The organism is Metabacillus idriensis (genome assembly GCF_050483325.1).
In the GTDB taxonomy this organism is placed as follows: Bacteria; Bacillota; Bacilli; order Bacillales; family Bacillaceae; genus Bacillus_P; species Bacillus_P idriensis_A.
In genome coordinates, this window is sequence record NZ_JBCMYF010000019.1 from 1 (window position 1) to 26,873 (window position 26,873).

A 26,873-nucleotide genomic window follows, 5' to 3' on the forward strand; every position below is an offset into this window, starting at 1 on the left:
ATCTTGTTATCAACCGTTATCTAGTTTTGAAAGAATAACTTCTTTCAAAAAAAAGCTTGAAATCTTCGGATTTCATAGTATAATAATTTTTGTCACTATGTCTGGTGATGATGGCGAAGAGGTCACACCCGTTCCCATGCCGAACACGGAAGTTAAGCTCTTCAGCGCCGATGGTAGTTGGGGGTTTCCCCCTGCAAGAGTAGGACGTCGCCAGGCTAGCATTATTCCGCAGTAGCTCAGTGGTAGAGCTATCGGCTGTTAACCGATCGGTCGTAGGTTCGAGTCCTACCTGCGGAGCCTTGCTTCCATAGCTCAGTCGGTAGAGCACTTCCATGGTAAGGAAGAGGTCATCGGTTCAAGCCCGGTTGGGAGCTTACATTAAACTAATAAAAAGGCCCGTTGGTCAAGCGGTTAAGACACCGCCCTTTCACGGCGGTAACACGGGTTCGAATCCCGTACGGGTCACCATTTAAACTTAAGTCTTAATATGTGAAACATTATACAATCTTTTATGCGGAGGATTAGCTCAGCTGGGAGAGCATCTGCCTTACAAGCAGAGGGTCGGCGGTTCGAGCCCGTCATCCTCCACCATTAAGACTTTGCAGCAATTGACTTTAAAAAGTGAATAAACATTATTGTATTTCTCACTTTATATGCCGGTGTAGCTCAATTGGTAGAGCACGGCCGAATAAACTTCCTGAATGAACTTCAGCGTACTGATCGAGCAGCTGCTTGACTAGGCTCCTGAGATCAGGACGACTTTAACAAGTTTAAAACCATATTGTATTTCTTACTTTATATGCCGGTGTAGCTCAATTGGTAGAGCAACTGACTTGTAATCAGTAGGTTGGGGGTTCAAGTCCTCTTGCCGGCACCACTTATGTGTGGAGGGGTAGCGAAGTGGCTAAACGCGGCGGACTGTAAATCCGCTCCCTCCGGGTTCGGCGGTTCGAATCCGTCCCCCTCCACCACTTTTATTTAGACAAACTTAACTGAATAGTTCTTGTCTAGACTGTAAATAATATGTTTAGTTAACATAAACCATTTTACGGTCAATTAGAATTTTATAGATTGTATACATAATTGATGGGCTATAGCCAAGCGGTAAGGCAACGGACTTTGACTCCGTCATGCGCTGGTTCGAATCCAGCTAGCCCAGCCATTTTTTTTGAAATGCGAAAGTTACTAAGTGCCATTAGCTCAGTCGGCAGAGCACGAACGAGTAATCTTCGAAGCTTATGCTTCAGCACACAAATCAAGCCGCTCCTTGAATAATCTTTCTGAGATTTGGGTGTCTTGCAAAACTAAAGAGTGTTTTCTTAATTAAGTGCCATTAGCTCAGTCGGTAGAGCATCTGACTTTTAATCAGAGGGTCGAAGGTTCGAGTCCTTCATGGCACACCATTTTTGCGGAAGTAGTTCAGTGGTAGAACACCACCTTGCCAAGGTGGGGGTCGCGGGTTCGAATCCCGTCTTCCGCTCCAGAACTTCTTTTTTTATATCTCGGGGCCTTAGCTCAGCTGGGAGAGCGCCTGCCTTGCACGCAGGAGGTCAGCGGTTCGATCCCGCTAGGCTCCATCATAAGTATCCTGTAAAAGCCGTTAGACATCATGTCTGACGGTTTTTTTGTGTTTGCGAATTGAGGCCGAATTGCAAGAATTGAATCATGATTCGCTTTGGCTGGCCTAGCCTGATCACATTTAAAATTTCCATCCAGTTCAGAACAGAATAATCTATTTTATGCTGCTATTGATATTACATCATTTTCGCTCGACAATTTGGTTCATGAACTTAAATGTGTAATCAAAGATCCTCTATGATTACACATTTATGGATGATGAGCTGAAAAGTAGAAACAAACATCCGCTATGATTCCACCATAACGGTTATTGTGCCAACAAAGTGGAATCAACCCCCGCTATGATTCCACCATAACGGTTATTGTGCCAACAAAGTGGAATCAACCCCCGCTATGATTCCACCACAACGGTTATTGTACCAGCAAAGTGGAGTCAAAGACCCTATATGATTCCACCACAACGGTTATTGTGCCAACAAAGTGGAATCAACCCCCGCTATGATTCCACCATAATGGTTATTGTGCCAACAAAGTGGAATCAACCCCCGCTATGATTCCACCATAACGGTTATTGTGCCAACAAAGTGGAATCAACCCCCGCTATGATTCCACCAAAACGGTTATTGTGCCAACAAAGTGGAATCAACCCCCGCTATGATTCCACCATAATGGTTATTGTGCCATCAAAGTGGAGTCAAAGACCGTCTATGATTCCACCATAGCGGTTATTGTGCCATCAAAGTGGAGTCAACCCCCGCTATGATTCCACAAATCTGGTTCATGAGCAGAAAAGTGGAACCAACCCCCTCCGCTACAATTCCACAATTATAGTTTCTGCCTGCGCAGCAAGGAAGAATCATCTGCAGCCAATGGTACCTTTTTAAAACTACACCATACAACACAAATCATTTCACTGAAAACTCTGTATATATATACACGTTTTTGTCGAGTTGAGTCATCATCCTTTTTATCTGTACAATAGAGACAGAGTTACTTAATAAGGGGGATGATTTACATGAAAGAGAGAATTTCAATTATCGGGGTACCAATGGATTTAGGACAAATGCGCCGCGGTGTGGACATGGGGCCAAGTGCTATAAGATATGCTGGTGTTGTAGAGCGTCTTGAAGGGCTTCATTATGAGATTGAAGATAAAGGAGATATAAAAATAGGCCGTCCAAACCGTGAAGAAGAAAGCTCTTCTTTAAATAATTTGAGAAATTTGAAAGCGGTATCAGAAGGGAATTTGAAGCTTTCTGAACAAGTTGATGAAGTGATTCAATCAGGTTCGTTTCCCCTGGTGCTTGGCGGAGACCACAGTATTGCGATCGGAACACTTGCAGGGGTTTCAAAGCACTATAAAGAGCTTGGGGTAATCTGGTATGATGCACATGGAGATCTTAATACTGGTGACACTTCGCCTTCAGGCAATATTCATGGGATGCCGCTTGCTGTGAGCATTGGTCTCGGCGATGAGACGTTAACGAGAATTGGCGGGTATACTCCTAAAGTAAAGCCTGAAAATATTGTAATTATTGGTGCCCGATCTCTTGATGAGGGTGAAAAGGAATTAATAAAGGAAAAAGGAATTAAAGTATATACGATGCATGAGATTGACCGTCTTGGCATGACAAAGGTAATGGAAGAGACGATTCAGTATTTGAAGGACCGTACAGACGGTGTTCACTTGTCTCTCGATTTAGATGGTCTTGACCCGCATGATGCTCCTGGTGTGGGCACGCCGGTTATTGGCGGCATCAGCTACAGAGAGAGTCATTTAGCTATGGAGATGCTTGCTGAATCAAATATCATCACTTCGGCTGAATTTGTTGAAGTAAATCCTATATTAGATGAAAAAAATAAAACAGCTACTGTTGCAGTAGCATTGATGGGATCTCTGTTTGGCGAAAAGCTTCTGTAAGATCACAAAAAGACACAGTTTATAAACTGTGTCTTTTATTTAAGCTGTGTTCGCAAGGATTGTTGTTATTGATGATAAATGTTGTCCGTTTCTTTCCGCGGTCCGGCTGTGATCCACCTCGGCTTTGCCTGGGAGGTTCCCATTTCTTTCAATTTTCCCGCAGGGTTCAAGTTTACCCGCTGCAATCTACTCAAGGTCTTAAATAGTTTTAAAGCAACAAAGTTTATGAAAAGAGCCTTTATTTAAGAAAAATTTAAGGAAAACATGATGAAAAGCCATCTACATACAACCTAAAATTTGTTAAAATATTTTTATGCGAAAAAAATGAAACCTTTTATGCGGCTTATACGTAATAAGGGGAACCTGCACTTGCGCGGGGGTAAGGGGTATCATGGAGACGATCGTAAAAAATAGGATTAAACAAGTTAAAAAAGGCGACCAGAATGCATTTGCCGAAATCGTAGATATATATAAAGATAAAATTTATCAGCTTTGCTATCGTATGCTCGGGAACTCCCATGAGGCGGAAGATATAGCTCAGGAAGCGTTTATCAGGGCTTATGTGAATATTCACAGCTATGACATGGATAAGAAGTTTTCTACGTGGCTGTACCGCATTGCGACAAATTTAACGATTGATCGAATCAGAAAGAAAAAACCTGATTATTACCTTGATGCCGAAGTGACCGGAACAGAGGGTTTAACCATGTATTCTCAAGTAGCAGCTGATGTAGCTCTGCCAGAGGATCAAGTGGAAACAATGGAGCTCCAGCAAATGATTCAAAAAGAAATTTTAAAGCTCCCCGATAAATATCGGTCTGTTATCGTATTAAAGTATATTGATGAGCTTTCTTTGATTGAAATCAGTGAGATTCTTGATATGCCGATCGGAACGGTCAAAACAAGAATTCACAGAGGACGGGAAGCACTGAGGAAGCAATTAAGGCATTTATGATTTGAGGTGATAAGGTTGAAATGTTCAGAACAAATGAAAGAGCGGATCCATCACTATTTGGATAACGATATTAAGCAGGATGATGAGCGGATCTTGAGAGAGCATCTGCAGTCATGTACGGACTGCACACAGCATTTGCATGAGCTTGAGAAGTCGATTGCCCTGGTGCAGAGCACATCCCATATTGAGGCTCCGGTGGATTTTACACAAGCCATCATGGGCCGTCTGCCTAAAGAAAAGAAAACGGTTGGGGTTAACAGATGGCTGAAGGGTCATCCAATGCTTGCTGCTGCTTCTCTTTTCGTCTTATTGATGACAGGCAGTTTATTCTCATCCTGGTCAACTGATTCTGATTTCAGTGTTTCAAAGCAGCCTAATTTGGTTGTTGAGAATAATACAGTTACCGTTCCAGAAGGTGAAACTGTTCAGGGTGATGTGACCGTAAAAGGCGGAACAATCAATATTGAAGGAAAAGTTGAGGGAAACGTCACGGTGATCAACGGAGAGAAGTATATGGCTTCTGCCGGTCAGGTGACAGGCGACGTTGAGGAAATCAATGAAGCTTTTGAATGGATCTGGTATCAAATGAAATCTCTTTCCAAAGAGGTCATTGACATATTTAAGTAAAAGACCGCCTTTTATCCCAAGGCGGCCTTTTTGTTCTGTCACGCACCACAAATGGCTTTTAGAATGATAAACCGAAATGTACCCTTATCTGACGGCCTGCACTTTGCTTATATGACTACAATACGTTTTAATTGCAGAATATATGGTATAATATCGTAGTTATAGTCCTATGCAAATGACTAAAACTGATGGAGGAAGAGAATATGGCATTTGAGGATTTCCCATTACTGCATTACCTCGGCATCGCCGTTGATATTCTCCTCGTTTGGTTCGTTATATATAAGTTGATTATGGTGATACGGGGAACGAAGGCCGTTCAGCTGCTGAAAGGCATTATCGTTATTATTCTCGTTCGTACACTCAGCCAGTATTTAGGGCTGCAGACCTTGCAATGGCTCATGGACCAAGCATTAACATGGGGTTTTCTTGCGATCATTATTATTTTCCAGCCTGAGTTGCGAAGGGCGCTAGAGCAACTGGGAAGAGGGAAATTATTCTCAAGAAGCGGTGCTCCAGAGGAGGAAGAACAACAAAAGATTATCGATGCCATCTTAAAGGCGACAGACTACATGGCAAAACGAAGAATTGGCGCATTAGTTACGATTGAAAAAGAAACAGGGATGAGTGATTACATAGAAACGGGCATACCGCTTCATTCAGCTCTCTCTTCTGAGCTTTTAATTAATATCTTTATCCCAAATACACCTCTTCACGATGGAGCAGTTATCCTCCAGAAAAACCAGATTGCTGCGGCCGCATGTTATCTGCCTTTATCCGAAAGTCCTTTTATTTCGAAAGAATTAGGGACAAGGCACCGGGCAGCAGTCGGGATCAGTGAAGTAACCGATAGTATTACAATCGTTGTATCTGAAGAAACAGGCAGTATTTCTGTGACTAGAAACGGAGAGCTTCACAGGAATCTCACCGTCGAGGCTTTAAGTGAAATTTTGGTTTCTGAATTTGGAAAGCAGGCAAAGGCCACTTCCTCAAACTTATGGCAGTGGAGGGGGAAGAAAAATGGATAAGATGATTAATAATCATTGGGTAATGAGAATTATTGCTCTTTTAATGGCGCTCATGCTTTATGTATCTGTTAATATCGAAACTCCGGCACCGAAAAAACAGCCGGGGCCGGTCACTTCCGTATTTCCTTCTGCGCCGTCTGAATCTGCAAAAGACACAGAAACGATTCCTGATGTTGAAGTGAAAACATATTTGGATCAAGAAAATGTTGTGGTGACAGGAGTGCCTGAAACGGCAGATGTTACACTGAGCGGACCGACTAATTCATTATTGAAGGCAAAGCAGCTCAAAGACTTTGAAATTTATGCTGAACTCTCAGATTTATCTATCGGTTCACACAGGGTTCAACTGAAGCATAAGAATATAGCGGACAATCTTGAAGTGAATTTGAACCCTTCCATTATCACTGTAAATGTGGAGGAAAAAGTTACCCGGGATTTCCCGGTTCAAGTTGATTTTATTAATAAAAACCAGATTGAAACAGGATATACCGCACAGGATCCGATTGTAAAACCGAGTGTAGTAAGAATAACTGGCTCTAAAACACTTATCGACAGCATTGCCCTCATCAAGTCGAGGGTAAATCTGCAAAATGCAAATGAAACAATTGAGCAAGAATCAAAGGTGACGGTATATGACGATGAAGGAAATATTCTGCCAGTAGAAGTCTATCCTTCGGTTGTTGATGTGACCGTGCCGATTACAAGTCCAAGCAAGAAACTTCCTTTTAAACTTAAGAATGAAGGCGAGCTTGGAGAAGGATTAAGCATCTCAAACATTGAAGCCGTGCCGAACGAAGTGACGATATACGGGCCAACAGACGTCATTGATCCGCTTGAATTTATAGATGGCGTAACGGTGGATTTGAGCAAAATCAAAGATGATACCGTACTGGATGTAGATATTCCTGTACCTGACGGCGTGACAAAAGTAAGTCCCGAAAAAATCCAAATTAAAGTTGACGTTGAAAAAGAAGAAGAAAAAGTGCTTGAGAATCTGCCTGTCAATATCCGCGGTTTAGGTGAAGGGAAGATTATTCAGTTCCTGGAGCCTGAATCCGAAGAGCTCGATTTAAGCGTCGTTGGAGCACAAAGTGTACTGACGAATATTAAACCGTCTGATCTTGAATTATTTGTAAATGTGACAGATCTGTCGGATGGTGAGCATGAGGTTAAGGTAGAAGTGAATGGGCCGCAGGATATTAAATGGACCCTTCCTGAAGATAAAGTGAAAGTGAAAATTTCTTCTAAGCAATCATGATGATTGAAACTGTCTAAAGGAGCGATAAAAGAATGGGTAAGTATTTTGGAACAGATGGAGTAAGAGGCGTTGCAAATAGTGAATTAACACCTGAATTAGCGTTTAAAATCGGTCGTTTTGGAGGTTACGTTTTAACAAAAGATGCGAACCGTCCAAAAGTGTTAATCGGGCGTGATACACGTATTTCAGGTCATATGCTGGAAGGTGCGCTAGTTGCAGGGCTTCTCTCAATCGGTGCTGAGGTCATGCGTTTAGGCGTTATTTCAACACCCGGCGTTTCATATTTAACAAAAGCGCTTGGAGCACAAGCGGGTGTTATGATTTCAGCCTCACATAATCCTGTTCAAGATAACGGAATTAAATTCTTTGGTCCTGACGGTTTTAAATTGTCAGATGAGCAGGAATTTGAAATAGAAGGTTTAATGGATCAGGAAGTAGATTCACTGCCAAGACCAGTGGGATCTGATTTAGGTCAAGTAAATGATTATTTCGAAGGCGGACAGAAATATCTTCAATTCCTGAAACAAACAGTAGACGAAGATTTTACCGGCATCCACGTTGCACTTGATTGTGCACATGGTGCAACATCTTCTCTTGCAACACATTTGTTCGCGGATCTTGATGCCGATGTTTCAACTATGGGTACAACTCCAAACGGTTTGAATATTAATGATGGCGTAGGTTCTACACATCCTGAAGCGTTAGCCGGATTTCTAATTGAAAAAGGCGCAGATGTCGGGCTTGCTTTTGACGGTGACGGAGACCGCCTGATTGCTGTAGATGAAAAAGGTCAAATTGTTGATGGCGATCAAATCATGTTTATTTGTGCTAAATTCCTAAATGAGCATGGAAGATTGAAGAAAGAAACAGTTGTCTCTACAATCATGAGCAACCTTGGTTTTTATAAGGCAATTGAAGCAAACAACATGAAGAGTTCTCAAACGGCTGTAGGGGACCGTTATGTTGTGGAAGAAATGAAAAAAGGGGAGTATAACCTTGGCGGCGAACAGTCTGGCCATATTATCTTCCTTGATCACAATACAACGGGTGATGGTCTGCTGACAGCTATTCAATTAGTGAATATCATGAAAGTGACTGGAAAACCATTATCTGAGCTTGCAGCTGAGATGAAAAAGTTCCCTCAATTGCTTATCAATGTGAAGGTTACGGATAAGTATAAAGTGACAGACAACATTAAAGTAAAACAAGTCATTTCAGAAGTAGAAAGTGAAATGAATGGCGACGGTCGCATTCTTGTCCGCCCTTCAGGCACAGAGCCGCTTGTACGCGTAATGGCAGAAGCTCCAACAGCAGAATTATGCGAAAAGTATGTTACCCGCATCGTCGCTGTTGTAAAAGAAGAAATGGGAATAGAATAAAGGAAATTAAGGTCTGCCAATAAGGCGGGCCTTTTTTTGACTAAAATTCACAGTCATAAACGCAAGGGGACTAAACGAATACTATAAACATACCTCATTGTTTCTTGTCTTTTTTTTCTGCATCGCAGCGGGGAAGCTGCCTGACTGCACGATGTTTGGAAGCTGATAAAATAGGGTAACTCAGTCAAGAACAATCTTTTCAAAAAAAACATATACTGAAGAGTGCATCTTTCTGTACACATTTGCAAAGTACTGAATTGACGATTTGAAGGTTGGTATAGTATGATTACTTTTGTGTTTTTATTTTAGAATGGAAAGGGGCATTGTGAGGTTGTATTTATTTATGAAAAGCGCCTGAACTAAGCGGAACGAAAAAAGCTTAGTTGACGAGGATGGAGGATTATCGAAAGTTCGGCGGATGCCTCCCGGTTGATGATTACAGCCGTAAGCTCTCTCCTTAAAACAAAGAGGCAACTTTTTGCACAAAGGGAAGAACGTAATCAAACTAAAAAATATAGACATGTGTGAGGGGACAGAAGAAAGTCCCCGTGGCTTGACCTGTCCCCCGCCTATTTGGGAGGATACTTTAATTATGTGCGGAATCGTAGGATATATTGGACAACAGGATACAAAAGAAATCTTATTGCGTGGACTTGAAAAGCTTGAATACCGCGGATATGACTCAGCGGGCATTGCCGTTATCAATGAGGACGGAGTGCACGTTTTCAAAGAAAAAGGACGCATTGCCATTCTTCGTGAAGAAGTGGATGCTAATGTATTGGCTACGGCAGGGATTGGACATACTCGCTGGGCGACTCATGGTGCACCAAGCAAACGCAATTCACATCCACATCAAAGTGCATCAAGCCGATTCACACTTGTGCACAATGGTGTTATTGAAAACTATTCAAGCCTGAAACGCGAATATCTTCAGGATGTTGCGCTTGTCAGTGATACAGATACAGAAGTAGTTGTTCAGGTTATTGAACAATTCGTTAATAAAGGAGCGGGCGTGGAAGAAGCGTTCAGCCAGACTCTTTCCATTTTAAAAGGTTCTTATGCAATCGCGCTTTTAGACAATCAAAATCCAAATACGATTTTTGTTGCTAAAAATAAAAGCCCATTGCTTGTTGGTCTTGGAGAAGGCTTCAATGTTGTTGCATCTGATGCAATGGCAATGCTGCAGGTAACAGATCAATATGTAGAGTTAATGGATAAAGAAATCGTCATTGTGAAACGTGAAGATGTTACAATCAAAAACCTTCAAGGTGAAACAATTGACCGTGCTCCTTATACAGCTGAATTAGATGCCAGTGATATCGAAAAAGGAACATACCCTCACTACATGTTAAAAGAAGTGGATGAGCAGCCTCTTGTTATGCGCAAAATCATCCAAAAATATCAAAACGATCAAGGCAGCCTGACAATGGACCCGGCGATTGTAGATGCTATCAATGCTTCAGACCGCCTTTATATTGTAGCGTGCGGAACAAGCTACCATGCAGGCCTTGTCGGCAAGCAGTTCATTGAAAGATGGGCTAAAAAACCAGTAGAAGTTCACGTTGCAAGTGAGTTCTCATACAACATGCCGATTTTATCAGAAAAGCCGTTATTCATCTTTATCTCACAAAGCGGTGAGACTGCGGACAGCCGTGCCGTTCTTGTTCAAATTAAAGAGCTTGGCTACCAGTCATTAACCATCACGAACGTACCTGGTTCAACACTTTCACGTGAAGCGAACCACACATTATTGCTGCATGCAGGCCCTGAAATTGCTGTTGCTTCAACAAAAGCTTATACAGCACAATTAGGTGTTCTTGCTATTCTTGCAGCTGTAACAGCTGAAGCAAGAGGTGTTGAGTTAAGCTTTGACCTTGTAAAAGAGCTTGGCATCGTGGCAAATGCAATGGAAGTCCTTTGTGATCAAAAAGACGAAATGGAGTTCATTGCACGCGAATACCTTTCAACAACACGCAACTGCTTCTTCATCGGCCGTTCGGTTGACTACTATGTAGGACTTGAAGGTGCGCTTAAACTGAAAGAAATCTCTTACATCCAGGCAGAAGGATTTGCCGGAGGAGAGCTGAAGCACGGTACAATCGCGCTGATTGAAAACGGCACGCCTGTTATCGCGCTTGCAACACAAGAACACGTAAACTTAAGCATCCGCGGAAATGTGAAAGAAGTAGCAGCACGCGGAGCGAACCCATGCATTATCTCGCTTAAAGGTCTAGAAGAAGAAGATGATCGTTTCGTTCTTCCTGCTATCCATGAGGAACTGACACCACTTGCTTCTGTCATTCCTTTGCAGCTGATTGCTTACTTTGCAGCTCTTCACAGAGGCTGTGACGTTGATAAGCCGCGTAACCTTGCTAAGAGTGTTACGGTTGAATAAATAGGTTAAAACCCCTGTTCAGAGATGAACAGGGGTTTTTTGTAAGCTTCCTAAGAGCGGAAGAATTGATTATGCAGGAGGATAGATGCCAATTTTGCAAAGTAAAAACACCCGACTTAGGATTCATGTAAAATTAAGGAAAATGTAATAGAATCAATGTGTGGGTAATGCCATAAATCAATGATGAAAAGGAGGCCGTCACGCCATGATTATCAAATGGATCAAACAAAGATAATTCAAGGTGCAGGCCAAAACTCCGTTCCAGAGTTTATTGATCTGCGCCTCACAAAGCGCAATGGGAAAATAAAATTAACGGAGGACGAAACATGAACGAACAATTGCTGCAAATAAACCAAGTGGAAATTAATACGGAAAGCTTTGGCAATCCCGGTGACCCTGCCGTCCTTTTGATTATGGGGGCTATGTCCTCAATGGACTGGTGGGATGAGGAGTTCTGTCAGCGTCTTGCTGAAGAGGGAAGGTTCGTCATTCGGTACGATCATCGCGATCTTGGAAGATCAACGGTTTACGAACCGGGAACATCTCATTATACGATAACAGACCTTACAGATGACGCCATTGGCATCCTGGATGCGTACTCAATTGATAAGGCTCATATCATTGGGATGTCTCTGGGAGGAATGATCGGCCAAATTATGGCTGTAAAGAATCCGGATCGTGTACGGACGCTTACGATCATTGCATCAAGTGTATTTGGAACAGTACAAGCGGAACTTCCGCAGATGGATCAGCGCATTTTGGAGTATCATTCAAAAAGTGCTTCAATCGATTGGTCAAACAGGGAATCATCCATCTCTTATCTCGCAGAAGGATGGAAGGTGCTCTCTGGTGCTAAGGCTTTTGAAAAAGAAAGAATGTATCTGCTGGCAGAAAGAGAGTACAGCCGCGCGAAACAAATACAAAGCCGGTTCAATTATGTTCTGCTTGGCGGCGGTGAGGATTACTTGGATCGTATGGGAGAGATTGACGTACCTGCTGTTATCATTCATGGAACAGATGACCCTGCCCTGCCGTTTGAACATGGCCTGGCTCTTGCAAAAGCCATTCCACAGGCAGAATTTGTGAAGCTTGAAGGAACAGGGCATGAAATTCATACGGAAGACTGGAGCAAGATCATTGAATCAGTCATAAAGGTCAGTTCCAACTAATAAAAGAATGGGAAAGAAGCAGCCGCAGTTGAAAGATGACAGCTTTTTCAACCTGTTTTTTAATGAGGAATCTCAAGAAAAACCTGTAACTGAGATACTAGGCTAACGATAAAAGGAGCAAGGCCACAAAGCCTTGCTCCTCTTCTTATTAATAAACCTTATCCCCATTGAAAATCGAGTTCTTAACTACCACATAATCAACCGTGCGAATCGCATCAAGCTTATTGCCGCCTGCATAAGAGATGGATGATTGCAGATCCTGCTCCATTTCAGTCAGCGTATCTTTTAAAGCGCCTTTATGCTCCACGTACATTTTTTTGCCTTCTACGTTTTTCTTTTCGCCTTTTTGAAACTCGGAAGCTGAACCAAAGTATTCTTTGTAAAGTTTTCCGTCCATTTCAATTGTTTCGCCAGGAGATTCCTCGTGGCCCGCGAACAGAGAACCGATCATTACCATTGATGCTCCGAATCGAACAGACTTTGCAATATCCCCATGAGTGCGGATGCCGCCGTCAGCAATGATTGGTTTCGTCGCAGCTTTTGCACACCAGCGAAGTGCAGCTAATTGCCATCCGCCTGTACCAAAGCCGGTTTTAATTTTCGTGATGCATACTTTACCAGGTCCAATGCCTACTTTTGTTGCATCTGCGCCGGCATGCTCAAGTTCTCTTACCGCTTCTGGAGTGCCTACGTTTCCAGCGATGACGAAGCTCTCAGGAAGATGCTTCTTGATGTGCTTGATCATTTCAATAACCGCATTTGAGTGGCCGTGGGCAATGTCGATCGTAATATAGTCTGGCACTAGGTTTTCAGCAGCTAATTCCTCAATAAAGCCATATTCTTCTTCTTTTACCCCAACACTGATCGAAGCGATTAATCCGCGTGATTTCATTTCTTGAATAAATGAGCTTCTTTTCTCCGGCTGGAAGCGGTGCATGATATAGAAATAACCATTTTCCGCTAAGTTCACGGCAATTCTTTCATCTATAATCGTCTGCATATTGGCAGGTACAACTGGCAGCTTGAAAGTATGATTGCCTAAAGCGATCGTTGTGTCACACTCTGAACGGCTGTTTACTACACATTTTGCAGGTATTAACTGAATATCTTCATAATCAAATACATTTTCCATGTAAAATACACCCCTAAATACGAATGTTATTGTTAAATACTAATTTAATTGTTCGTCCATTTGGTACTTTACATCATTTGTATATGAATGTCAAAGATTTTTGCAGAAAAAAAACGAAGAATAGTGATTATCTTTCCCAGTTTAAGAAAGCCTTTTCAATAATCGGACAGGTCTATAGTGATGAAAAAGTCAAACGCTTTTTTTCGGTAAATACTACCGCTATTCTTCTAATCTAGTATTCGTATAAAATAAAACTATGAAAACATTAAAATCTTTTTCCGTTATGTTGTTGGTTGTCGCAATAGCCTTTGGATTCAGCAGTCAAGCAAGTGCTGCAAGTACATACACCGTTAAAAGCGGTGACACGATGTGGAAAATTGCATCGAAATATCAAGTTGGCGTTCCTGAATTGATTAAAGCCAATCCAAATGTTAAGAATGCTAATATGATCTATCCTGGCCAATCTCTTAACATCCCTTCTGGAAGCGCTTATCAAAGCATGGAAAGCGAAGTTGTTACGCTTGTCAATAAAGAGCGTGCAAAATATGGCTTAAAGCCGCTTGCCGCTAACTGGGAAGTTGCCCGTGTTGCAAGATATAAGTCAGAAGATATGCGTGACAAAAACTACTTCAGTCACACATCGCCTACATACGGTTCACCATTTGATATGATGAAGAGCTTCGGCATTCAGTACAGCTCTGCCGGAGAAAATATCGCAGCGGGCCAAACAACTGCACAAAGTGTTGTGACAGCCTGGATGAACAGTGAAGGTCACCGCAAGAACATTCTATCATCTAATTTCAAAGAAATTGGAGTAGGCTACGCTAAAGGCGGTTCTTACGGCCATTACTGGACGCAAATGTTTATCAGCAAATAAGATGAAGGAGAATCAGGGACAATCCGGACTGGATTGTCCTTTTTGCTGTCTTTGAATAGGGATCTGAGTATAATTTTGGGCTGTTTTGGTGATCAAAAGTGAGCGTCGATATCGAATTTGGAGTTTGCAGCATCAAGAAGGCTCACCGGCTGCAGGGAAGTGCGACAAAATAGAGTTTGCAGCATCAAGAAGGCTCACCGGCTGCAGAGAAGTGCGACAAAATAGAGTTTGCAGCATCAAGAAGGCTCACCCACTGCAGGGAAGTGCGACAAAATAGAGTTTGCAGCATCAAGAAGGCTCACCGGCTGCAGGGAAGTGCGACAAAATAGTGTTTGCAGCACCAAAAGACCCTTCCGCTGCAAAGAAGTTGAGTGAACGATTAGATTTCATGAATCAAAGAAGTCCAATTAGTCCTCAAAATCAGTAAAAGATCGATTTTATGGAATCAACCGCCAGTCCTATTTTCATTTTTCAAAAAAAGCCTCTATAATAAGTTTAGATAGTGTTTCTATCTGAGTGCATAGAGAGAAAAGGAGGACACTCATGAAACCGGTAAATCCCAGGGTCGGGACGTTTAAAAGGTTTATCCTTAATAATAGATTTGTTCTGTTTCTTCTGATCTTGCTTTTGATTGGATTGAACATTCTAGTCTTTATGAAAGTATCTTTTATTTTCACGCCGATTGAAGTATTAATTAAAACCATTCTGCTGCCGATTATTCTTGCGGCCATTGTTTATTATCTATTAAATCCGGTTGTCGATTTTTTTGAAAGAAGAGGCATTAGGAGAATCTATACAATCCTGGTCCTATTTCTTGTGATTATTGGGCTGCTGACTATTATGATAGTGTCAGTTATCCCGTTTCTTAAGGAACAGGTAATGAGTCTGATTAAAAGCTTTCCTCAATATACAAGTGATGTTGAACAGCTGGTCAGAGATGTTGTTGGAAGTGATTTTGTCAATCAGGCGCAGAGAACACTGAACATCAATGTTGCAGATTTATCCAAGCAAATTTCTGATCAGGCCTCAACCATTATAGATAATATGTTTGCCGGCATCGGGAATATTGTTGGAATTGTAAAAGATTTTATTCTTGCGATTGTTACGTTGCCATTCATTTTGTTTTATCTGTTAAAAGACGGCAAAAAGCTCGGACCTTATGTTCTTAAGTTCATGCCGGTTACATTCCGGAGCTCAACATATAAGGTCATGCATGAAATGAATAATCAAATCAGTTCGTATATTAGAGGACAGATTATTGTGAGTTTTTGCATTGGTGCACTGATGTACATAGGGTTTCTAATTATTGGCATGGAGTATGCCTCGCTTCTTGCGCTAATCGCAGCATTTACTAGCGTTGTGCCATACTTAGGGCCTGCGATTGCGATTACACCTGCCTTCATCATTGCACTTGTTACATCACCGTTTATGGTGCTCAAATTGATTATTGTGTGGACAATTGTCCAATTAGTAGAAGGTAAGTTTATTTCTCCTCAAATCATGGGACGTAATCTGCATATTCACCCGATTACCATCATTTTCGTGATTCTGACTGCAGGAAATTTATTCGGAGTCGTCGGCATTATTCTTGCCGTGCCAGGTTATGCGGTATTAAAAGTGATTGTGACTCATCTGTTCGAATGGATGAAGATCCGCAGCAATATGTATGAACAAAGAGATCAAAATAGCTGATGGACAGGCATTTCTTCATGATGAAGGAATGCTTTTTTTAGTTAATAAACATATTTAAGATGAAAACAGGGTAAATAAAAGGGAGCAAGAAAAGTTTACACATGAAAGGGAGTATGAACCATGTCAGAAGCATTATTTACTGCATCTGTTACAGCAGTAGGCGGAAGAGAAGGAAAAGTACACTCATCAAATGACGTCATCAACATGGATATTGCTATGCCGGGTTCGCCGCGAGCGGAAAAAATGCCTCAAGCTACAAATCCGGAGCAGCTGTTCGCAGCTGGATACGCCGCATGTTTTGATGGAGCACTGCAGCATATGGCCAGAAAAGAAAAAGTGAAATTCGAATCAGAGGTAACGGCTAATGTTAGTTTTCTAAAGGATGAGGCGGACGGCGGCTTCAAATTAGCCGTAAAGCTGGATGTAAAAGGGACAGGCATTGATAAAGATCAATTAGAAGACCTTGTTCACAAGGCTCATGATTTCTGCCCTTATTCGAAAGCGACAAGAGGGAATATTGATGTGACGCTTGAAGCGATTGTTTAAATAAGATTAGAAAAGGTGTTTTCCGAAAAAAGGTAAACATCTTTTTCTTTGTTTAAGGAGCTGCTGGTTCTGAATTTTTCACCCATCTGGAAATCGTCTTATCGTTGACATGCAAAACCAAATGAATTAAAATTATCTTGAATTCGAGATAATATTAAACGAAGGTTTTATATAGATATTTTGTGAGAAGATACAACATAAAAAGGAGAGATTTTTAATGACTAAGAAAACAGCAGGCATTCACCATATTACGGCAATCGTTGGTCATCCCCAGGAAAATGCGGACTTTTATGCTGGAGTTCTTGGCTTGAGACTTGTAAAACAAACAATCAATTTTGATGATCCTGGCACGCATCATCTTTATTTTGGAGACGAAGCGGGTAAACCTGGAACGATTATTACGTTTTTCCCTTGGCCTGATGCGTATCAGGGGAAAATCGGTGACGGTCAGGCTGGAGTCACTTCATATGCTGTTCCAAAAGGTGCTATGAGCTTTTGGGAAGCAAGACTTGAAAAGATGAATGTATCATTTTCTAAAATGGAACGATTTGGGGAGCAGTACCTGCTGTTTGATGATCCGCATGGTCTGCACCTTGAAATTGTTGAGCGGGAAGAGGGAGAACCAAACACATGGGAGTTTGGCGGTGTTACATCTGATGTTGCGATAAAAGGATTTGCAGGAGCAACTCTCTTATCTGCCCAGCCTGAGAAAACGGCGGAACTGCTGGAGAGCATCATGGGATTTGAAAAAATCGGCCAGGAAGGAGATTTTACCCGTTTTCGCTCAACAGGTGAGATTGGAAATGTGATTGATTTAAAAATGAGCCCAATCGGCCGCGGGAAAATGGGAGTCGGAACGGTTCATCATATTGCGTTCCGCGCAGAAAATGACGAGGATCAGCTTCAGTGGCAAAAGCATGTAGCAAGCGGTGGATACCAAGTCACTCCTGTACAGGACCGTCAATATTTTAATGCGATCTACTTCAGAGAACATGGGGAAATCCTGTTTGAAATTGCGACAGATCCTCCGGGTTTTGCTCATGATGAAGAGACACTTGGAGAAAAGCTGATGCTGCCCGAATGGTATGAGCCGCAAAGAGGTAAAATCGAAAAAATCCTTGCTCCATTTACAATTAGAGAGCTGTAAAAGAGGGGTGACAGTGCTGAGCATTAAACAGTATCTATGTAAAAGAAAGAATTGATTCTGATGGACTTGGCACTGGCAGCAGGCTTGCGGGAATTGCGCAAAAGCTGGAGAAGCTTTTTAATTGAACGGACAATATGAAAAACGGACCAAATACTGGTCCGTTTTTGTGTTGGCGGTTATCTTAATTTAAGGCTCTTTTTTTAGGCTGGAAGTTATAACCATAAGTGGTGCAGCGAAAGGAACTTGACTTCTTCTTGGAGAATAGAGGGGATTGGTTGATTCCACTTTTCCATGCAAAAACTAAAAGGGTGGAATCATAGCGTGCGGTTGATTCCACATATCCATGCAAAAATCAAAAGGGTGGAATCATAGGGTGTGGTTGATTCCACTTTTCGTTGCAAAAACCAAAAAGGTGGAAAAACAACAATCTATGCGAAAACAGCCGAATTGAAACAGAAAACAAGCCCGCTCATAAAAATAAAACCATATGATCCTCATCATAATAAATGCTATCAGCTTTCAGCGCTCTTTTTTCATGCCCATAAACAGTGAAGCCAAATGAAGTGTACAGCTCCTTTGCTGACTGGTTTGTGCTCACTACAGATAACTGAAGCTGCTCTGTATCACAAATTGACTGTGCTTTTATAACAGCTTCAGACATCAGCTTTTTTCCGATGCCGCTTCCGCGATAAGGTGGAGAGACATACATCGCGAAAATTGATGCTTTATGCTTAAGCTTGACCTTTGTTTCTTTTACTAATGTGACGACACCGGCAAGTTCGTCATTGTCAAAAGCGCCGAATGTAAATGCTGTATCTGATTCAAGTCTCGATTTGAAAAGGTCAATCGGATAAGAATGTTCTTCTTCGTAGCTTGATCCAAATGCTTCAGGATTGTTTTTTAAACCTTCCAGCCGAATGTTCCGGTAAAGGGTTGCATCATGTTTGTTCAGAAGTCGGATGTTCATGGGCACCTCCAGAATGGTTTTCTTATAGTTTACTGGTCAGCAAGCGTTTGTATCAATCATTTTATTGTTGGCAACAGTGCATATGACAAAGTTGGGTTTTCTTTAAATTGTAGGGAGAAGGGATGAGTCGTAAGATAGTAATATAAAGTTTAAACGCTTTCAATTAAGCGGGGAGGTTAATGAAATGTCAAACCAAAACAATTCAGATATAAAGGTTCGCATTCAGCGCTTTGGAAGTCACTTAAGCGGAATGATTATGCCGAACATTGCAGCATTCATCGCTTGGGGGCTGATCACAGCTCTATTTATTCCAACAGGCTGGTGGCCGAATAAGGAATTGGCCGAGCTTGTAGGACCGATGATCACTTATCTCCTGCCATTGCTGATCGGATTTACGGGCGGCCGCATGGTTTATGATCTGCGCGGGGGTGTCGTCGGTGCCACGGCAACTATGGGGGTAATCGTTGGTTCAGAAATCCCGATGTTCTTGGGAGCCATGATTATGGGTCCTCTTGGCGGGTATTTAATTAAGAAAGTGGACCAGATGTTCAAAGATAAGGTCAGATCTGGTTTTGAAATGCTTTACAATAACTTTTCAGCAGGGATTTTAGCGGGTCTGTTAACAATTGTCGCTTTTAAAGCCATTGGACCGCTTGTTTCAGGATTAACGAATATTCTTATTGGCGGAGTAGAAGCCATCGTTTCTGCAGGACTTCTGCCGCTTGCGAGTGTCTTTGTAGAGCCGGCAAAGGTATTGTTCTTAAACAACGCCATCAACCACGGTATTTTCAGCCCGATCGGCATTGAGCAGGCGTCAAAGGCAGGCAAATCAATCTTATTCCTGATTGAATCCAACCCTGGACCTGGACTTGGCATCCTGCTTGCCTATATGGTTTTTGGAAAAGGCAATGCGAAACAGTCTTCACCTGGTGCAGCGATCATCCATTTCTTTGGGGGAATTCACGAAATCTACTTCCCTTACATTTTGATGAAGCCGTTGTTAATCTTAGCGGCTATTGCCGGAGGAGCGAGCGGTGTCATGACGTTCATGCTGTTTGATGCAGGACTTGTAGCCACTCCATCTCCAGGGAGCATCTTTGCTCTATTGGCAATGACACCAAGAGGGAACTTTGCAGGGGTGATTTTAGGAGTAATCGTTGCTACAGCGATTTCATTCTTAGTAGCAAGTGTCATTTTGAAATCATCAAAAGCATCTGATGACGAGAGCATTGAAGCGGCAACAGAAAAAATGCAGCAAATGAAAGGCAAGAAAAGCAGTGTTGCAGACTCATTAATCGTGGAGAAAAAACCATCTGCAGCAAACCATTATCAAAATGTGCAAAAAGTTGTCTTCGCATGTGATGCAGGCATGGGTTCAAGTGCAATGGGCGCCTCTGTTCTGAAAAATAAAATGAAAAAAGCAGAGCTTGATGTCGATGTGACTAATACAGCAATTGCCCAGCTTCCAAATGATGCAGATGTGGTCATTACCCATAAGGATTTAACAAGCCGTGCAAAAGAAAAATTGCCTAATGCGATTCATCTTTCTGTAGAAAATTTCTTGAACAGTCCGGTTTATGAAAAACTGGTTGGAGATCTGTTGGAAGCTAAGCAGCCTGAGACAGCTGTATCCAATACAGTACAAACACCTGTCAAAAATGTTGAGAAAGTCATCTTCGCATGTGATGCAGGAATGGGATCGAGTGCAATGGGCGCTTCCGTATTGAAAAATAAGTTCAAAAAAGCAGAGCTTGATATACATGTAACAAACTCGGCGATAAATAATTTGCCAAGTGATGCGAATATTATTATTACGCATAAAGACCTAACGGACCGTGCAAAGGCTAAAGTTCCTCAAGCTGAACATCTTTCAGTTGATAACTTTTTAAACAGCCCTAAATATGATGAGCTGGTTCAGCGATTAAAGAAGTAATCCGTTTGCTTAGATAAGCAGGGATGGTGATGAATGTGTATATAACGGCCCGGGAACGGGATATATTAAAGCAGCTTTTTGAACATCCGGACTTCATTACAGTTCACAAGATTGCTGAGGACGCCGGGGTGAGTTCAAGAACCATTCACCGAGAAATGAAAAAGCTTGAAGATACGCTTATGAATTACCGGATTGTGATTGAGAAGAAGGCAGGACAAGGGGTGAAGCTGACTGGTCTAAAGGAAGATATAGACCGTCTGCGGAGTGACTTGTCCTCGCAGTCTTCCTATGACTATCTTCAGGATGAACGGGTGTATTTGCTGATAAGCGAATTGATTCAATCCAGGGAGCAAATGAAGCTCTATGCGCTTGCGTCAAAGCTGCTTGTTTCTGCAGCAACCATCAGTCATGATTTAGACAGGGTAGAGGATAAAATCATACCTTACCAGCTTGAATTAGTAAGAAAAAGAGGATTCGGGGTTCAGCTTACAGGGGAAGAAACGGCAAAAAGAAGATTGCTTGAAGCGCTGTTGCTTGAGACGATTGATGAGCAGGAGTTCATTCAAATTATTGAGAAAAATTCTTTAAGTGAGACTGAAAGCCAAACGTATTTAGGTTTTTTAAACAGCTGTGATCTTAATAAGGCAGATGATGCACTGAAGCCGATCATTGAAATGATGCCATATGAAATGGCGGATCACGCTTATTTTTCCCTATTGATTCATCTGAGTGTTGCAGTGAAAAGGCTGACGCAGCAAGAACCGGTGTCCTTTATAAAAAGTGATGTGCAGGATGTGCTTCAAACGGATGAATTTCAAATGGCAGCACGGATCGGAGAACAAGTAACGAAAGAGTTCAGCGTCTTTATTCCAGATGAGGAAATCACGCAGATTGCCGTTCATCTTCGAAGAGCGAGAAGGCAAAATGAAGATTTCAACTTCGAACAAAGGAATTCTTTAATCTCCCTGCATGTGAAGCAGCTGATCGAATTCGTTGCAGATGAACTCGGCGCTCCGCTTAGAAACAATCAATCTCTTTACAATGGACTGATTTCACATCTGGAACCGGCTTATTACCGGATGAAAGACGGAATCTACACACATAACCCATTTGCCAAAGAGACAAAGGAAAACTACCCGAAGCTCTATGAGGCTGTAAAAAAAGGACTGGAGCTCGTTTTTCCTTCGCTTGTCTTTCCAGATGATGAAACGGCTTTTGTCGTTCTGCACTTTGGTTCAAGCCTTGAGGAAAGAAGACAGATCAATTCATATAAAGCATTAATCGTCTGTTCAAGCGGAATTGGCTCCTCCAAGATGCTTGCAACAAGGATACACAAAGAAATACCTGAAATTACGGAAACAGCTTTATCATCGCTGCTCGGCTTAAAAAAACTGAATTTGAAAGACTTTGATTTAATCATTTCAACTGTCAGTTTGCCGCTTGATGCTTCTGAGTATATACAAGTCGGGCCTTTGCTCCCGGACATTGAAGCAGAAAAAATCCGCGAACGATTAAAAAGCACGCCCAAATCTAAAAAGATGACCAGACATCCAAGTTATGCAGAGGCGTTAGGCAACGTCAATCTGCTTGAAAAAATCGAAGTCTTTGAAGAAGGAGCTAAAACGGTTAAAGAAATTCTCAGGCATTTCAGAGTCTACCATTTCTCGAATCACGGCAGCCACCGGGACGTTTTATTTTCAGCAGCAGAGGTATTGAAGGAACAGGGGCTCATTACTGATTCGGAAACACTGACAGCCGAGCTTTTAAAGAGAGAGGAGCTTGGGGGACTTGGGATCCCGGGCTCTTCAGCAGCACTTTATCATTGCCGGGATGCCTGCAATGTTAAGCCGGTTTTCGTAATTTTTAACCTTGAACACCCTTATAAAGTATCTGGCATGGATAATGGGGAAATTGACATGTCGACCCTTGCACTGCTGCTTGCGCCAGATGATTTTTCGCATACAGGGCTTGAAGTTTTAAGCCTGATCAGTGCGACATTGATCGAAACAGAAGAAAACCTTCAGCTTTTTCAATCAGGCAATGGAACAAAAATGACAGCCGTATTAAATGAAACCTTTCACAAATGGCTTGCCCAAAAATTTATAAAATAGGAGAGTGCGACAATGAAAAAAATACTGGATGAGGCAAATATCCTCCTAAATCAAACAATTGGATCAAAAGAAGAAGCGATTCGTTTAACTGGAAAACTGCTGGTTGAGAACGGATATGTAAATGAAGATTATGTAGAGAAAATGCTTCAGCGTGAAGAATTATCAACAACTTATATGGGAAACGGCGTTGCGATTCCGCACGGCACGGAAGATGCTAAAAAAGAAGTCAATTTCTCTGGAATTTCGATTGTTCAAGTTCCTGAAGGCGTCGATTTCGGTACTGGAGAAGATGCCAGGATTCTGTTTGGCATTGCCGGCAAGGACGGAGAACACTTGGAGCTTCTGTCTCAAATTGCGATTTTGTGCTCAGAAGAAGAAAATGTTCAAAAACTGCTTGAAGTAACTTCAAAACAAGAGCTGATTGCTTTATTTGAAGAGGGGAATTAAGATGATTGCCGTACATTTTGGAGCAGGAAACATCGGACGAGGATTTATTGGAGCTTTGCTTAGCGGAGCAGGGTATGAAGTTTATTTTGCGGATATCAATAAAGAAGTGATTGATGCTTTAAATGAAAAAGGAAAATATGAGGTCAGATTAGCTTCTGATGAAAATGAATCCTTTATTGTTTCAGGTGTAAAAGGCATCAACAGCAATGAGAATGCAGAAGAAGTCATTGCGAAAATTGCACAAGCAGATCTGATTACTACGGCAGTGGGACCAAACATCCTGAAGTTTGTTGCAAAAACAATCGCTCTTGGCCTCAAAGAGAAAAAGACAGAAGCCAATGTGATCGCCTGTGAAAATATGATTGGCGGTACGGATCATTTGAAGAGTGAAATCTTTAAATACCTAAACGAAGAAGAGCAGCACTCCGTTTCAGAATGGATTGGCTTCCCTAATTCTGCCGTTGACCGTATCGTGCCTATTCAGGAAAACGCGGATCTTCTGAGTGTATCAGTAGAACCTTTCTTTGAATGGGTGATTGAGCAATCAAAGGTAAAGGGGAATATGCCTTCTATTCAAGGAGTCACTTACGTTGATGAGTTGATTCCTTACATTGAGCGCAAGCTTTTCACCGTAAATACAGGTCATGCTGTGACAGCATACGCAGGGTATCATAAGGGACTTGCTACTGTTAAAGAAGCCATTGAAGATGCAGAGGTTCGCAGTCTCGTTGAAGGTGCTCTGAATGAGACAAGTGCGCTGCTCGTAAAAGAGTATGGCTTTGATGAGGGAGAACATTTGAACTATGTAAAAAAAATCATCGGAAGATTTGAAAATAAACATATTTCGGATGAAGTCACTCGAGTCGGACGATCGCCTAAACGCAAGTTAGGCTTTGATGACCGTCTTGTAGCACCTGCAAGAAGACTGCTTGAAAAAGGAATCACACCTGATAATCTTGCTGCTGGAATTGCAGCAGGTCTGAAATATGACTTTGACAAAGATGAAGAAGCGGTTGAAATTCAGCAGCTGATTCAGGAGAAGGGCATTTCGGGTGCACTGCAGGAGATTTCACAGCTTCCTGAAAATCATCCGCTGATCGGCCTTGTTGAAGAAAAATATCATAATCTCTAAAGTGAAAAGCCTATCATTGTCTGACAATGATAGGCTTTTTAACCATACTTTTTCTGGTGCTCTTTCTTTAATTGCAAATATTCCTCGTCTTCTCTCACGGCTATCCACATTTCTTTAAAGATGGCAGCAGACTTTGCTTTTTCATCGTCTATATCACGTTTGTGAATGGTTCCATCTTCTTTATACTTGCGCCCGCCTTTATAATTGGCATATCTTCTTGCGCGCGTATATCCCATCTGAAGAAACTTACGAGCCATGTCCATGCCGACAAAGTCATCGTTGTCTTTGTATTCCAGAAAAAGATGATAAATCTTCTCTGAGGATTCCTTTGCGATTTCAGGCGTTTTAAAGCGCCAATAAGGCAAGATTTCGCTTTTGTAGGGCTCAACCAGCAGGACACCCTGTTCACCTCTGCCCACGCGGTATTTCTCTGGATGCTTTCGGAAATCCGTGTTTTCAAAGTCTTCCTCATAATTAAATGCCACACGAATCACCTCTCTTCTTACCTTACCCTGATCCGCAAATAAGTGAAACGGCTGAATGTGCTGGAAATGGTACTTATTTCATGAAGATTGATGCGGCTCCCATTCCAACTAATACAATGAATAGTCCAGTAAGAACGGAAGTTAAAATGCTGGCTTTCTGCTTCCTTCCGGTAATGCCGAGCTTCCGTCTGACAAGCAGTCCTGTTATGAAATTACTGACATAATAAGGGCACAAAACGCACAACAAGTATAGCCAGAAGAGCGGGTTTAAGACAAAAAAGATAAATATCATAACGATCCACAATAAGATCGCTGATTTTCTTCTCAAAAAGGAATTCATCTGTACAATACGCAAGAAGAATGTATGAATGGGATAGGCTGTTTTCAATAATTCCGCGTATTGCTCTCTGTATGATTCTTCCTCAGGCTCAATTTCGGCAGCAAGCCGGCTAAGCTCTCTCGCCTGTTTGTAGTCCCCGCGATTAAAAGCAGTATTGGCCAAGGAATAGAAGACGTGCGGATCATTCTCATTTTTTTCTAAGGCCATGAGTTCGAATTCCCTGGATTCCTTTTTCTGGCTGGCAAGGAGAAGAAAGTCACTATAAGCTGCAAGGTAAACAGGATCTTCGCTCTCATATGCAAGAGCGCTCTCCATCAGCTTAAGGGACTTCCTGACCTTGTTTTTTTGAATAGCTCTCATGGCTTTTAAATAATAATAATGGGCTGTGTCCGGATACAATCGCAATGCGTCTTCAACCGCAGGATCGAAAGCCTTCATATCACCGGTCTGGTAATAAGAACTGACAAGCAGGAAGTTGCCGGTGTAGTCCTCAGGGTCTTTTTTTAATGCTTCTTTTGAAAAGTAAATCGCCGATTCAAAATCTTCTTTATGTGAATAAACGTGTGCAAGGATTGAATAAAATTGAGCCATTTCAGGATCCAATGAGATGAGGTTATGTGCTTCTTCAATCGCTTCATCGTATCTTCTCCAGTCTCTGAGCTTTTGAATGCGCTCGATATGAAGTTGGAAGTTTATCATATGCTACCTGATTCCGTGTGCCTTCATATAGTGAAGCACATTCTTGTAATCTTTATTTGTATCGCTGAAGGTGGCGTAATTTTTTGCGGTGGCAAACCATTCAAGAGTTGTGGGACTCCGGTCTTTGGCTGACTTCATCAAATCGGTATTGGACATCGGCTGAAGGGAGCCCTGTTCAAGAGAACGCTCAATCGCTTTGGATATGGCATCATCGATTACCTGCGTTAAATCAGCCCCTGAGAAATGGCTGGTGATCTTTGCGATTTTAGACAGATCAAGCTTATCCTGCGGCTTATCTTTTGTTTTGATGGAAAGAATCAGCTCACGTTCCTCTTCAGACGGCGGAGGAATAAACAGCAGTGAATTGAATCTTCCAGGACGGCGAAGGGCAGGGTCAAGGTACCAAGGGGTGTTCGTGGCGCCGATAATATACACCTGATCGTTAAAAGACTGCAGGCCGTCAAGCTCAACTAAAAGCTGATTGACAAGCACACGGTCATGGTGCTGGCTCATGCGGTGACGATTGCCTCCGAGCGCATCCAATTCATCAATAAACAGGACGCACGGCTTTTGCTCACGAGCCTTTTCAAAAATATCATGCAGATTGTGCTCGCTTTGTCCAACATACATAGAGAGAATGGCCTGCAGCTCCAGGTGGATGAAGCTTGCATCAATTTCACCGGCAATCGCTTTAACAAGGAAAGTCTTTCCGCATCCCGGAGGACCATACAGCAGCAAGCTGCCTCCGCCTGTTTTTCCATATGCCTGAAAAAATTCGGGAGATTGAATGGGCATGATAAAGTCCATGCGGATCCGCTTTTTGACGTCGTCAAGCCCGCCGACATCTTCAAACGTTTCCTTGGGCTGGAGCGTTTCAATTAAACTGTTTTTGTCCTTATCAAACTGAATGACTTTTAAGTTTTTCCGTCTCTTGTCATCTCCAGAGCTCATAAGATCCCTCCTATATAACATTCCTCTTTGATACTAGCAAAATATGAAAGTTTTTCCAATGGTTAAAAGGTGAGAAGAGGGAATGTTTAACAAACATGCCGCCTTTA

The 26,873-nt window shown here is 42.1% G+C and carries 21 protein-coding genes, 10 tRNA genes and 1 rRNA gene; 27 read left to right on the forward strand and 5 right to left on the reverse strand.

Annotation, left to right across the window (positions count from 1 at the left end):
- The first annotated feature begins 100 nt into the window (after positions 1-100).
- The 19 genes from rrf to ABEQ24_RS12080 all read left to right on the forward strand — a co-directional run bounded on the left by rrf (position 101) and on the right by ABEQ24_RS12080 (position 12,307).
- Positions 101-216: ribosomal RNA gene (gene rrf / locus ABEQ24_RS11990) — 5S ribosomal RNA — on the forward strand.
- Between the two features lie 9 nt (positions 217-225).
- Positions 226-297: transfer RNA gene (locus tag ABEQ24_RS11995), tRNA-Asn, on the forward strand.
- A gap of 4 nt (positions 298-301) precedes the next feature.
- Positions 302-374 (forward strand) — tRNA-Thr (locus ABEQ24_RS12000).
- A 19-nt stretch (positions 375-393) separates the two neighbouring features.
- A tRNA-Glu gene (locus tag ABEQ24_RS12005) sits at positions 394-468 on the forward strand.
- Between the two features lie 47 nt (positions 469-515).
- A tRNA-Val gene (locus ABEQ24_RS12010) sits at positions 516-591 on the forward strand.
- Between the two features lie 210 nt (positions 592-801).
- A tRNA-Thr gene (locus tag ABEQ24_RS12015) sits at positions 802-877 on the forward strand.
- 9 nt (positions 878-886) lie between these two features.
- Positions 887-971, forward strand: a tRNA-Tyr gene (locus ABEQ24_RS12020).
- 116 nt (positions 972-1,087) lie between these two features.
- Positions 1,088-1,162, forward strand: a tRNA-Gln gene (locus tag ABEQ24_RS12025).
- A 165-nt stretch (positions 1,163-1,327) separates the two neighbouring features.
- Positions 1,328-1,403 (forward strand) — tRNA-Lys (locus tag ABEQ24_RS12030).
- Positions 1,404-1,408: 5 nt separating this feature from the next.
- Positions 1,409-1,483: transfer RNA gene (locus ABEQ24_RS12035), tRNA-Gly, on the forward strand.
- Between the two features lie 21 nt (positions 1,484-1,504).
- Positions 1,505-1,577: transfer RNA gene (locus ABEQ24_RS12040), tRNA-Ala, on the forward strand.
- 1,016 nt (positions 1,578-2,593) lie between these two features.
- Positions 2,594-3,499, forward strand: a complete 906-nt coding sequence (gene rocF, locus ABEQ24_RS12045) for an arginase (protein WP_430007024.1) — start codon at positions 2,594-2,596, stop codon at positions 3,497-3,499.
- A 391-nt stretch (positions 3,500-3,890) separates the two neighbouring features.
- Positions 3,891-4,454 carry an RNA polymerase sigma factor SigW gene (gene sigW / locus ABEQ24_RS12050; protein ID WP_430007025.1) on the forward strand — a complete coding sequence of 188 codons (564 nt, stop codon included), beginning with the start codon at positions 3,891-3,893 and terminating at the stop codon, positions 4,452-4,454.
- Between the two features lie 33 nt (positions 4,455-4,487).
- The gene (gene rsiW / locus ABEQ24_RS12055; RefSeq protein ID WP_430007085.1) at positions 4,488-5,081 is read left to right on the forward strand and encodes an anti-sigma-W factor RsiW; all 594 of its coding nucleotides are present in this window, start codon (positions 4,488-4,490) and stop codon (positions 5,079-5,081) included.
- A 203-nt stretch (positions 5,082-5,284) separates the two neighbouring features.
- Positions 5,285-6,106: a diadenylate cyclase CdaA gene (gene cdaA, locus ABEQ24_RS12060; RefSeq protein ID WP_133313718.1), complete on the forward strand. Its 822-nt coding sequence runs from the start codon at positions 5,285-5,287 to the stop codon at positions 6,104-6,106.
- Positions 6,099-7,364 (forward strand): CdaR family protein, encoded by a 1,266-nt coding sequence (locus tag ABEQ24_RS12065; RefSeq protein ID WP_430007026.1) that lies wholly within the window; start codon positions 6,099-6,101, stop codon positions 7,362-7,364. The genes cdaA and ABEQ24_RS12065 overlap by 8 nt, the downstream gene beginning before the upstream one ends.
- 32 nt (positions 7,365-7,396) lie before the next feature.
- Positions 7,397-8,743 carry a phosphoglucosamine mutase gene (gene glmM, locus ABEQ24_RS12070; RefSeq protein WP_430007027.1) on the forward strand — a complete coding sequence of 449 codons (1,347 nt, stop codon included), beginning with the start codon at positions 7,397-7,399 and terminating at the stop codon, positions 8,741-8,743.
- A gap of 592 nt (positions 8,744-9,335) precedes the next feature.
- Complete coding sequence (gene glmS, locus ABEQ24_RS12075; RefSeq protein WP_430007028.1) at positions 9,336-11,138, forward strand: glutamine--fructose-6-phosphate transaminase (isomerizing); 1,803 nt, start codon at positions 9,336-9,338, stop codon at positions 11,136-11,138.
- Positions 11,139-11,464: 326 nt separating this feature from the next.
- Positions 11,465-12,307 carry an alpha/beta fold hydrolase gene (locus ABEQ24_RS12080; RefSeq protein ID WP_430007029.1) on the forward strand — a complete coding sequence of 281 codons (843 nt, stop codon included), beginning with the start codon at positions 11,465-11,467 and terminating at the stop codon, positions 12,305-12,307.
- 148 nt (positions 12,308-12,455) lie between these two features.
- Here ABEQ24_RS12080 and guaC read toward each other — a convergent pair whose 3' ends face one another.
- Positions 12,456-13,439 carry a GMP reductase gene (gene guaC / locus ABEQ24_RS12085; RefSeq protein WP_430007030.1) on the reverse strand — a complete coding sequence of 328 codons (984 nt, stop codon included), beginning with the start codon at positions 13,437-13,439 and terminating at the stop codon, positions 12,456-12,458.
- A 256-nt stretch (positions 13,440-13,695) separates the two neighbouring features.
- Here guaC and safA point away from each other — a divergent pair, with 256 nt between their 5' ends.
- From safA to ABEQ24_RS12105, 4 genes are all read left to right on the forward strand, one after another.
- Entirely contained in the window at positions 13,696-14,316 is a 621-nt protein-coding gene (gene safA / locus ABEQ24_RS12090; RefSeq protein WP_430007031.1) for a SafA/ExsA family spore coat assembly protein, read from the forward strand.
- A gap of 543 nt (positions 14,317-14,859) precedes the next feature.
- Positions 14,860-16,008 carry an AI-2E family transporter gene (locus ABEQ24_RS12095; protein ID WP_430007032.1) on the forward strand — a complete coding sequence of 383 codons (1,149 nt, stop codon included), beginning with the start codon at positions 14,860-14,862 and terminating at the stop codon, positions 16,006-16,008.
- Between the two features lie 120 nt (positions 16,009-16,128).
- Entirely contained in the window at positions 16,129-16,554 is a 426-nt protein-coding gene (locus ABEQ24_RS12100) for an organic hydroperoxide resistance protein (RefSeq protein WP_430007033.1), read from the forward strand.
- Positions 16,555-16,771: 217 nt separating this feature from the next.
- Positions 16,772-17,701, forward strand: coding sequence for a ring-cleaving dioxygenase (locus ABEQ24_RS12105; RefSeq protein WP_430007034.1), 930 nt, complete (start codon positions 16,772-16,774; stop codon positions 17,699-17,701).
- 469 nt (positions 17,702-18,170) lie between these two features.
- Here ABEQ24_RS12105 and ABEQ24_RS12110 read toward each other — a convergent pair whose 3' ends face one another.
- Complete coding sequence (locus ABEQ24_RS12110) at positions 18,171-18,668, reverse strand: N-acetyltransferase family protein (protein WP_430007035.1); 498 nt, start codon at positions 18,666-18,668, stop codon at positions 18,171-18,173.
- Positions 18,669-18,852: 184 nt separating this feature from the next.
- Here ABEQ24_RS12110 and ABEQ24_RS12115 point away from each other — a divergent pair, with 184 nt between their 5' ends.
- From ABEQ24_RS12115 to ABEQ24_RS12130, 4 genes are read left to right on the forward strand one after another with little or no spacing between them, the layout of a single operon-like run.
- Positions 18,853-20,601 (forward strand): PTS mannitol-specific transporter subunit IIBC, encoded by a 1,749-nt coding sequence (locus ABEQ24_RS12115; RefSeq protein ID WP_430007036.1) that lies wholly within the window; start codon positions 18,853-18,855, stop codon positions 20,599-20,601.
- 29 nt (positions 20,602-20,630) lie between these two features.
- A complete protein-coding gene (locus ABEQ24_RS12120) occupies positions 20,631-22,712 on the forward strand; it encodes a BglG family transcription antiterminator (protein WP_430007037.1) in 2,082 nt (693 codons plus the stop codon).
- Positions 22,713-22,724: 12 nt separating this feature from the next.
- Positions 22,725-23,159 (forward strand): PTS sugar transporter subunit IIA, encoded by a 435-nt coding sequence (locus ABEQ24_RS12125; protein WP_430007038.1) that lies wholly within the window; start codon positions 22,725-22,727, stop codon positions 23,157-23,159.
- A 1-nt stretch (position 23,160) separates the two neighbouring features.
- Positions 23,161-24,291 carry a mannitol-1-phosphate 5-dehydrogenase gene (locus ABEQ24_RS12130; RefSeq protein ID WP_430007039.1) on the forward strand — a complete coding sequence of 377 codons (1,131 nt, stop codon included), beginning with the start codon at positions 23,161-23,163 and terminating at the stop codon, positions 24,289-24,291.
- Between the two features lie 38 nt (positions 24,292-24,329).
- Here the strand turns inward: ABEQ24_RS12130 and ABEQ24_RS12135 are convergent, their stop codons facing one another.
- From ABEQ24_RS12135 to ABEQ24_RS12145, 3 genes are all read right to left on the reverse strand, one after another.
- Positions 24,330-24,776 (reverse strand): DUF4385 domain-containing protein, encoded by a 447-nt coding sequence (locus ABEQ24_RS12135; RefSeq protein ID WP_430007040.1) that lies wholly within the window; start codon positions 24,774-24,776, stop codon positions 24,330-24,332.
- Between the two features lie 73 nt (positions 24,777-24,849).
- Positions 24,850-25,815: a tetratricopeptide repeat protein gene (locus tag ABEQ24_RS12140; RefSeq protein WP_430007041.1), complete on the reverse strand. Its 966-nt coding sequence runs from the start codon at positions 25,813-25,815 to the stop codon at positions 24,850-24,852.
- Between the two features lie 3 nt (positions 25,816-25,818).
- Complete coding sequence (locus tag ABEQ24_RS12145) at positions 25,819-26,766, reverse strand: ATP-binding protein (RefSeq protein ID WP_430007042.1); 948 nt, start codon at positions 26,764-26,766, stop codon at positions 25,819-25,821.
- Between the last annotated feature and the right edge of the window lie 107 nt (positions 26,767-26,873).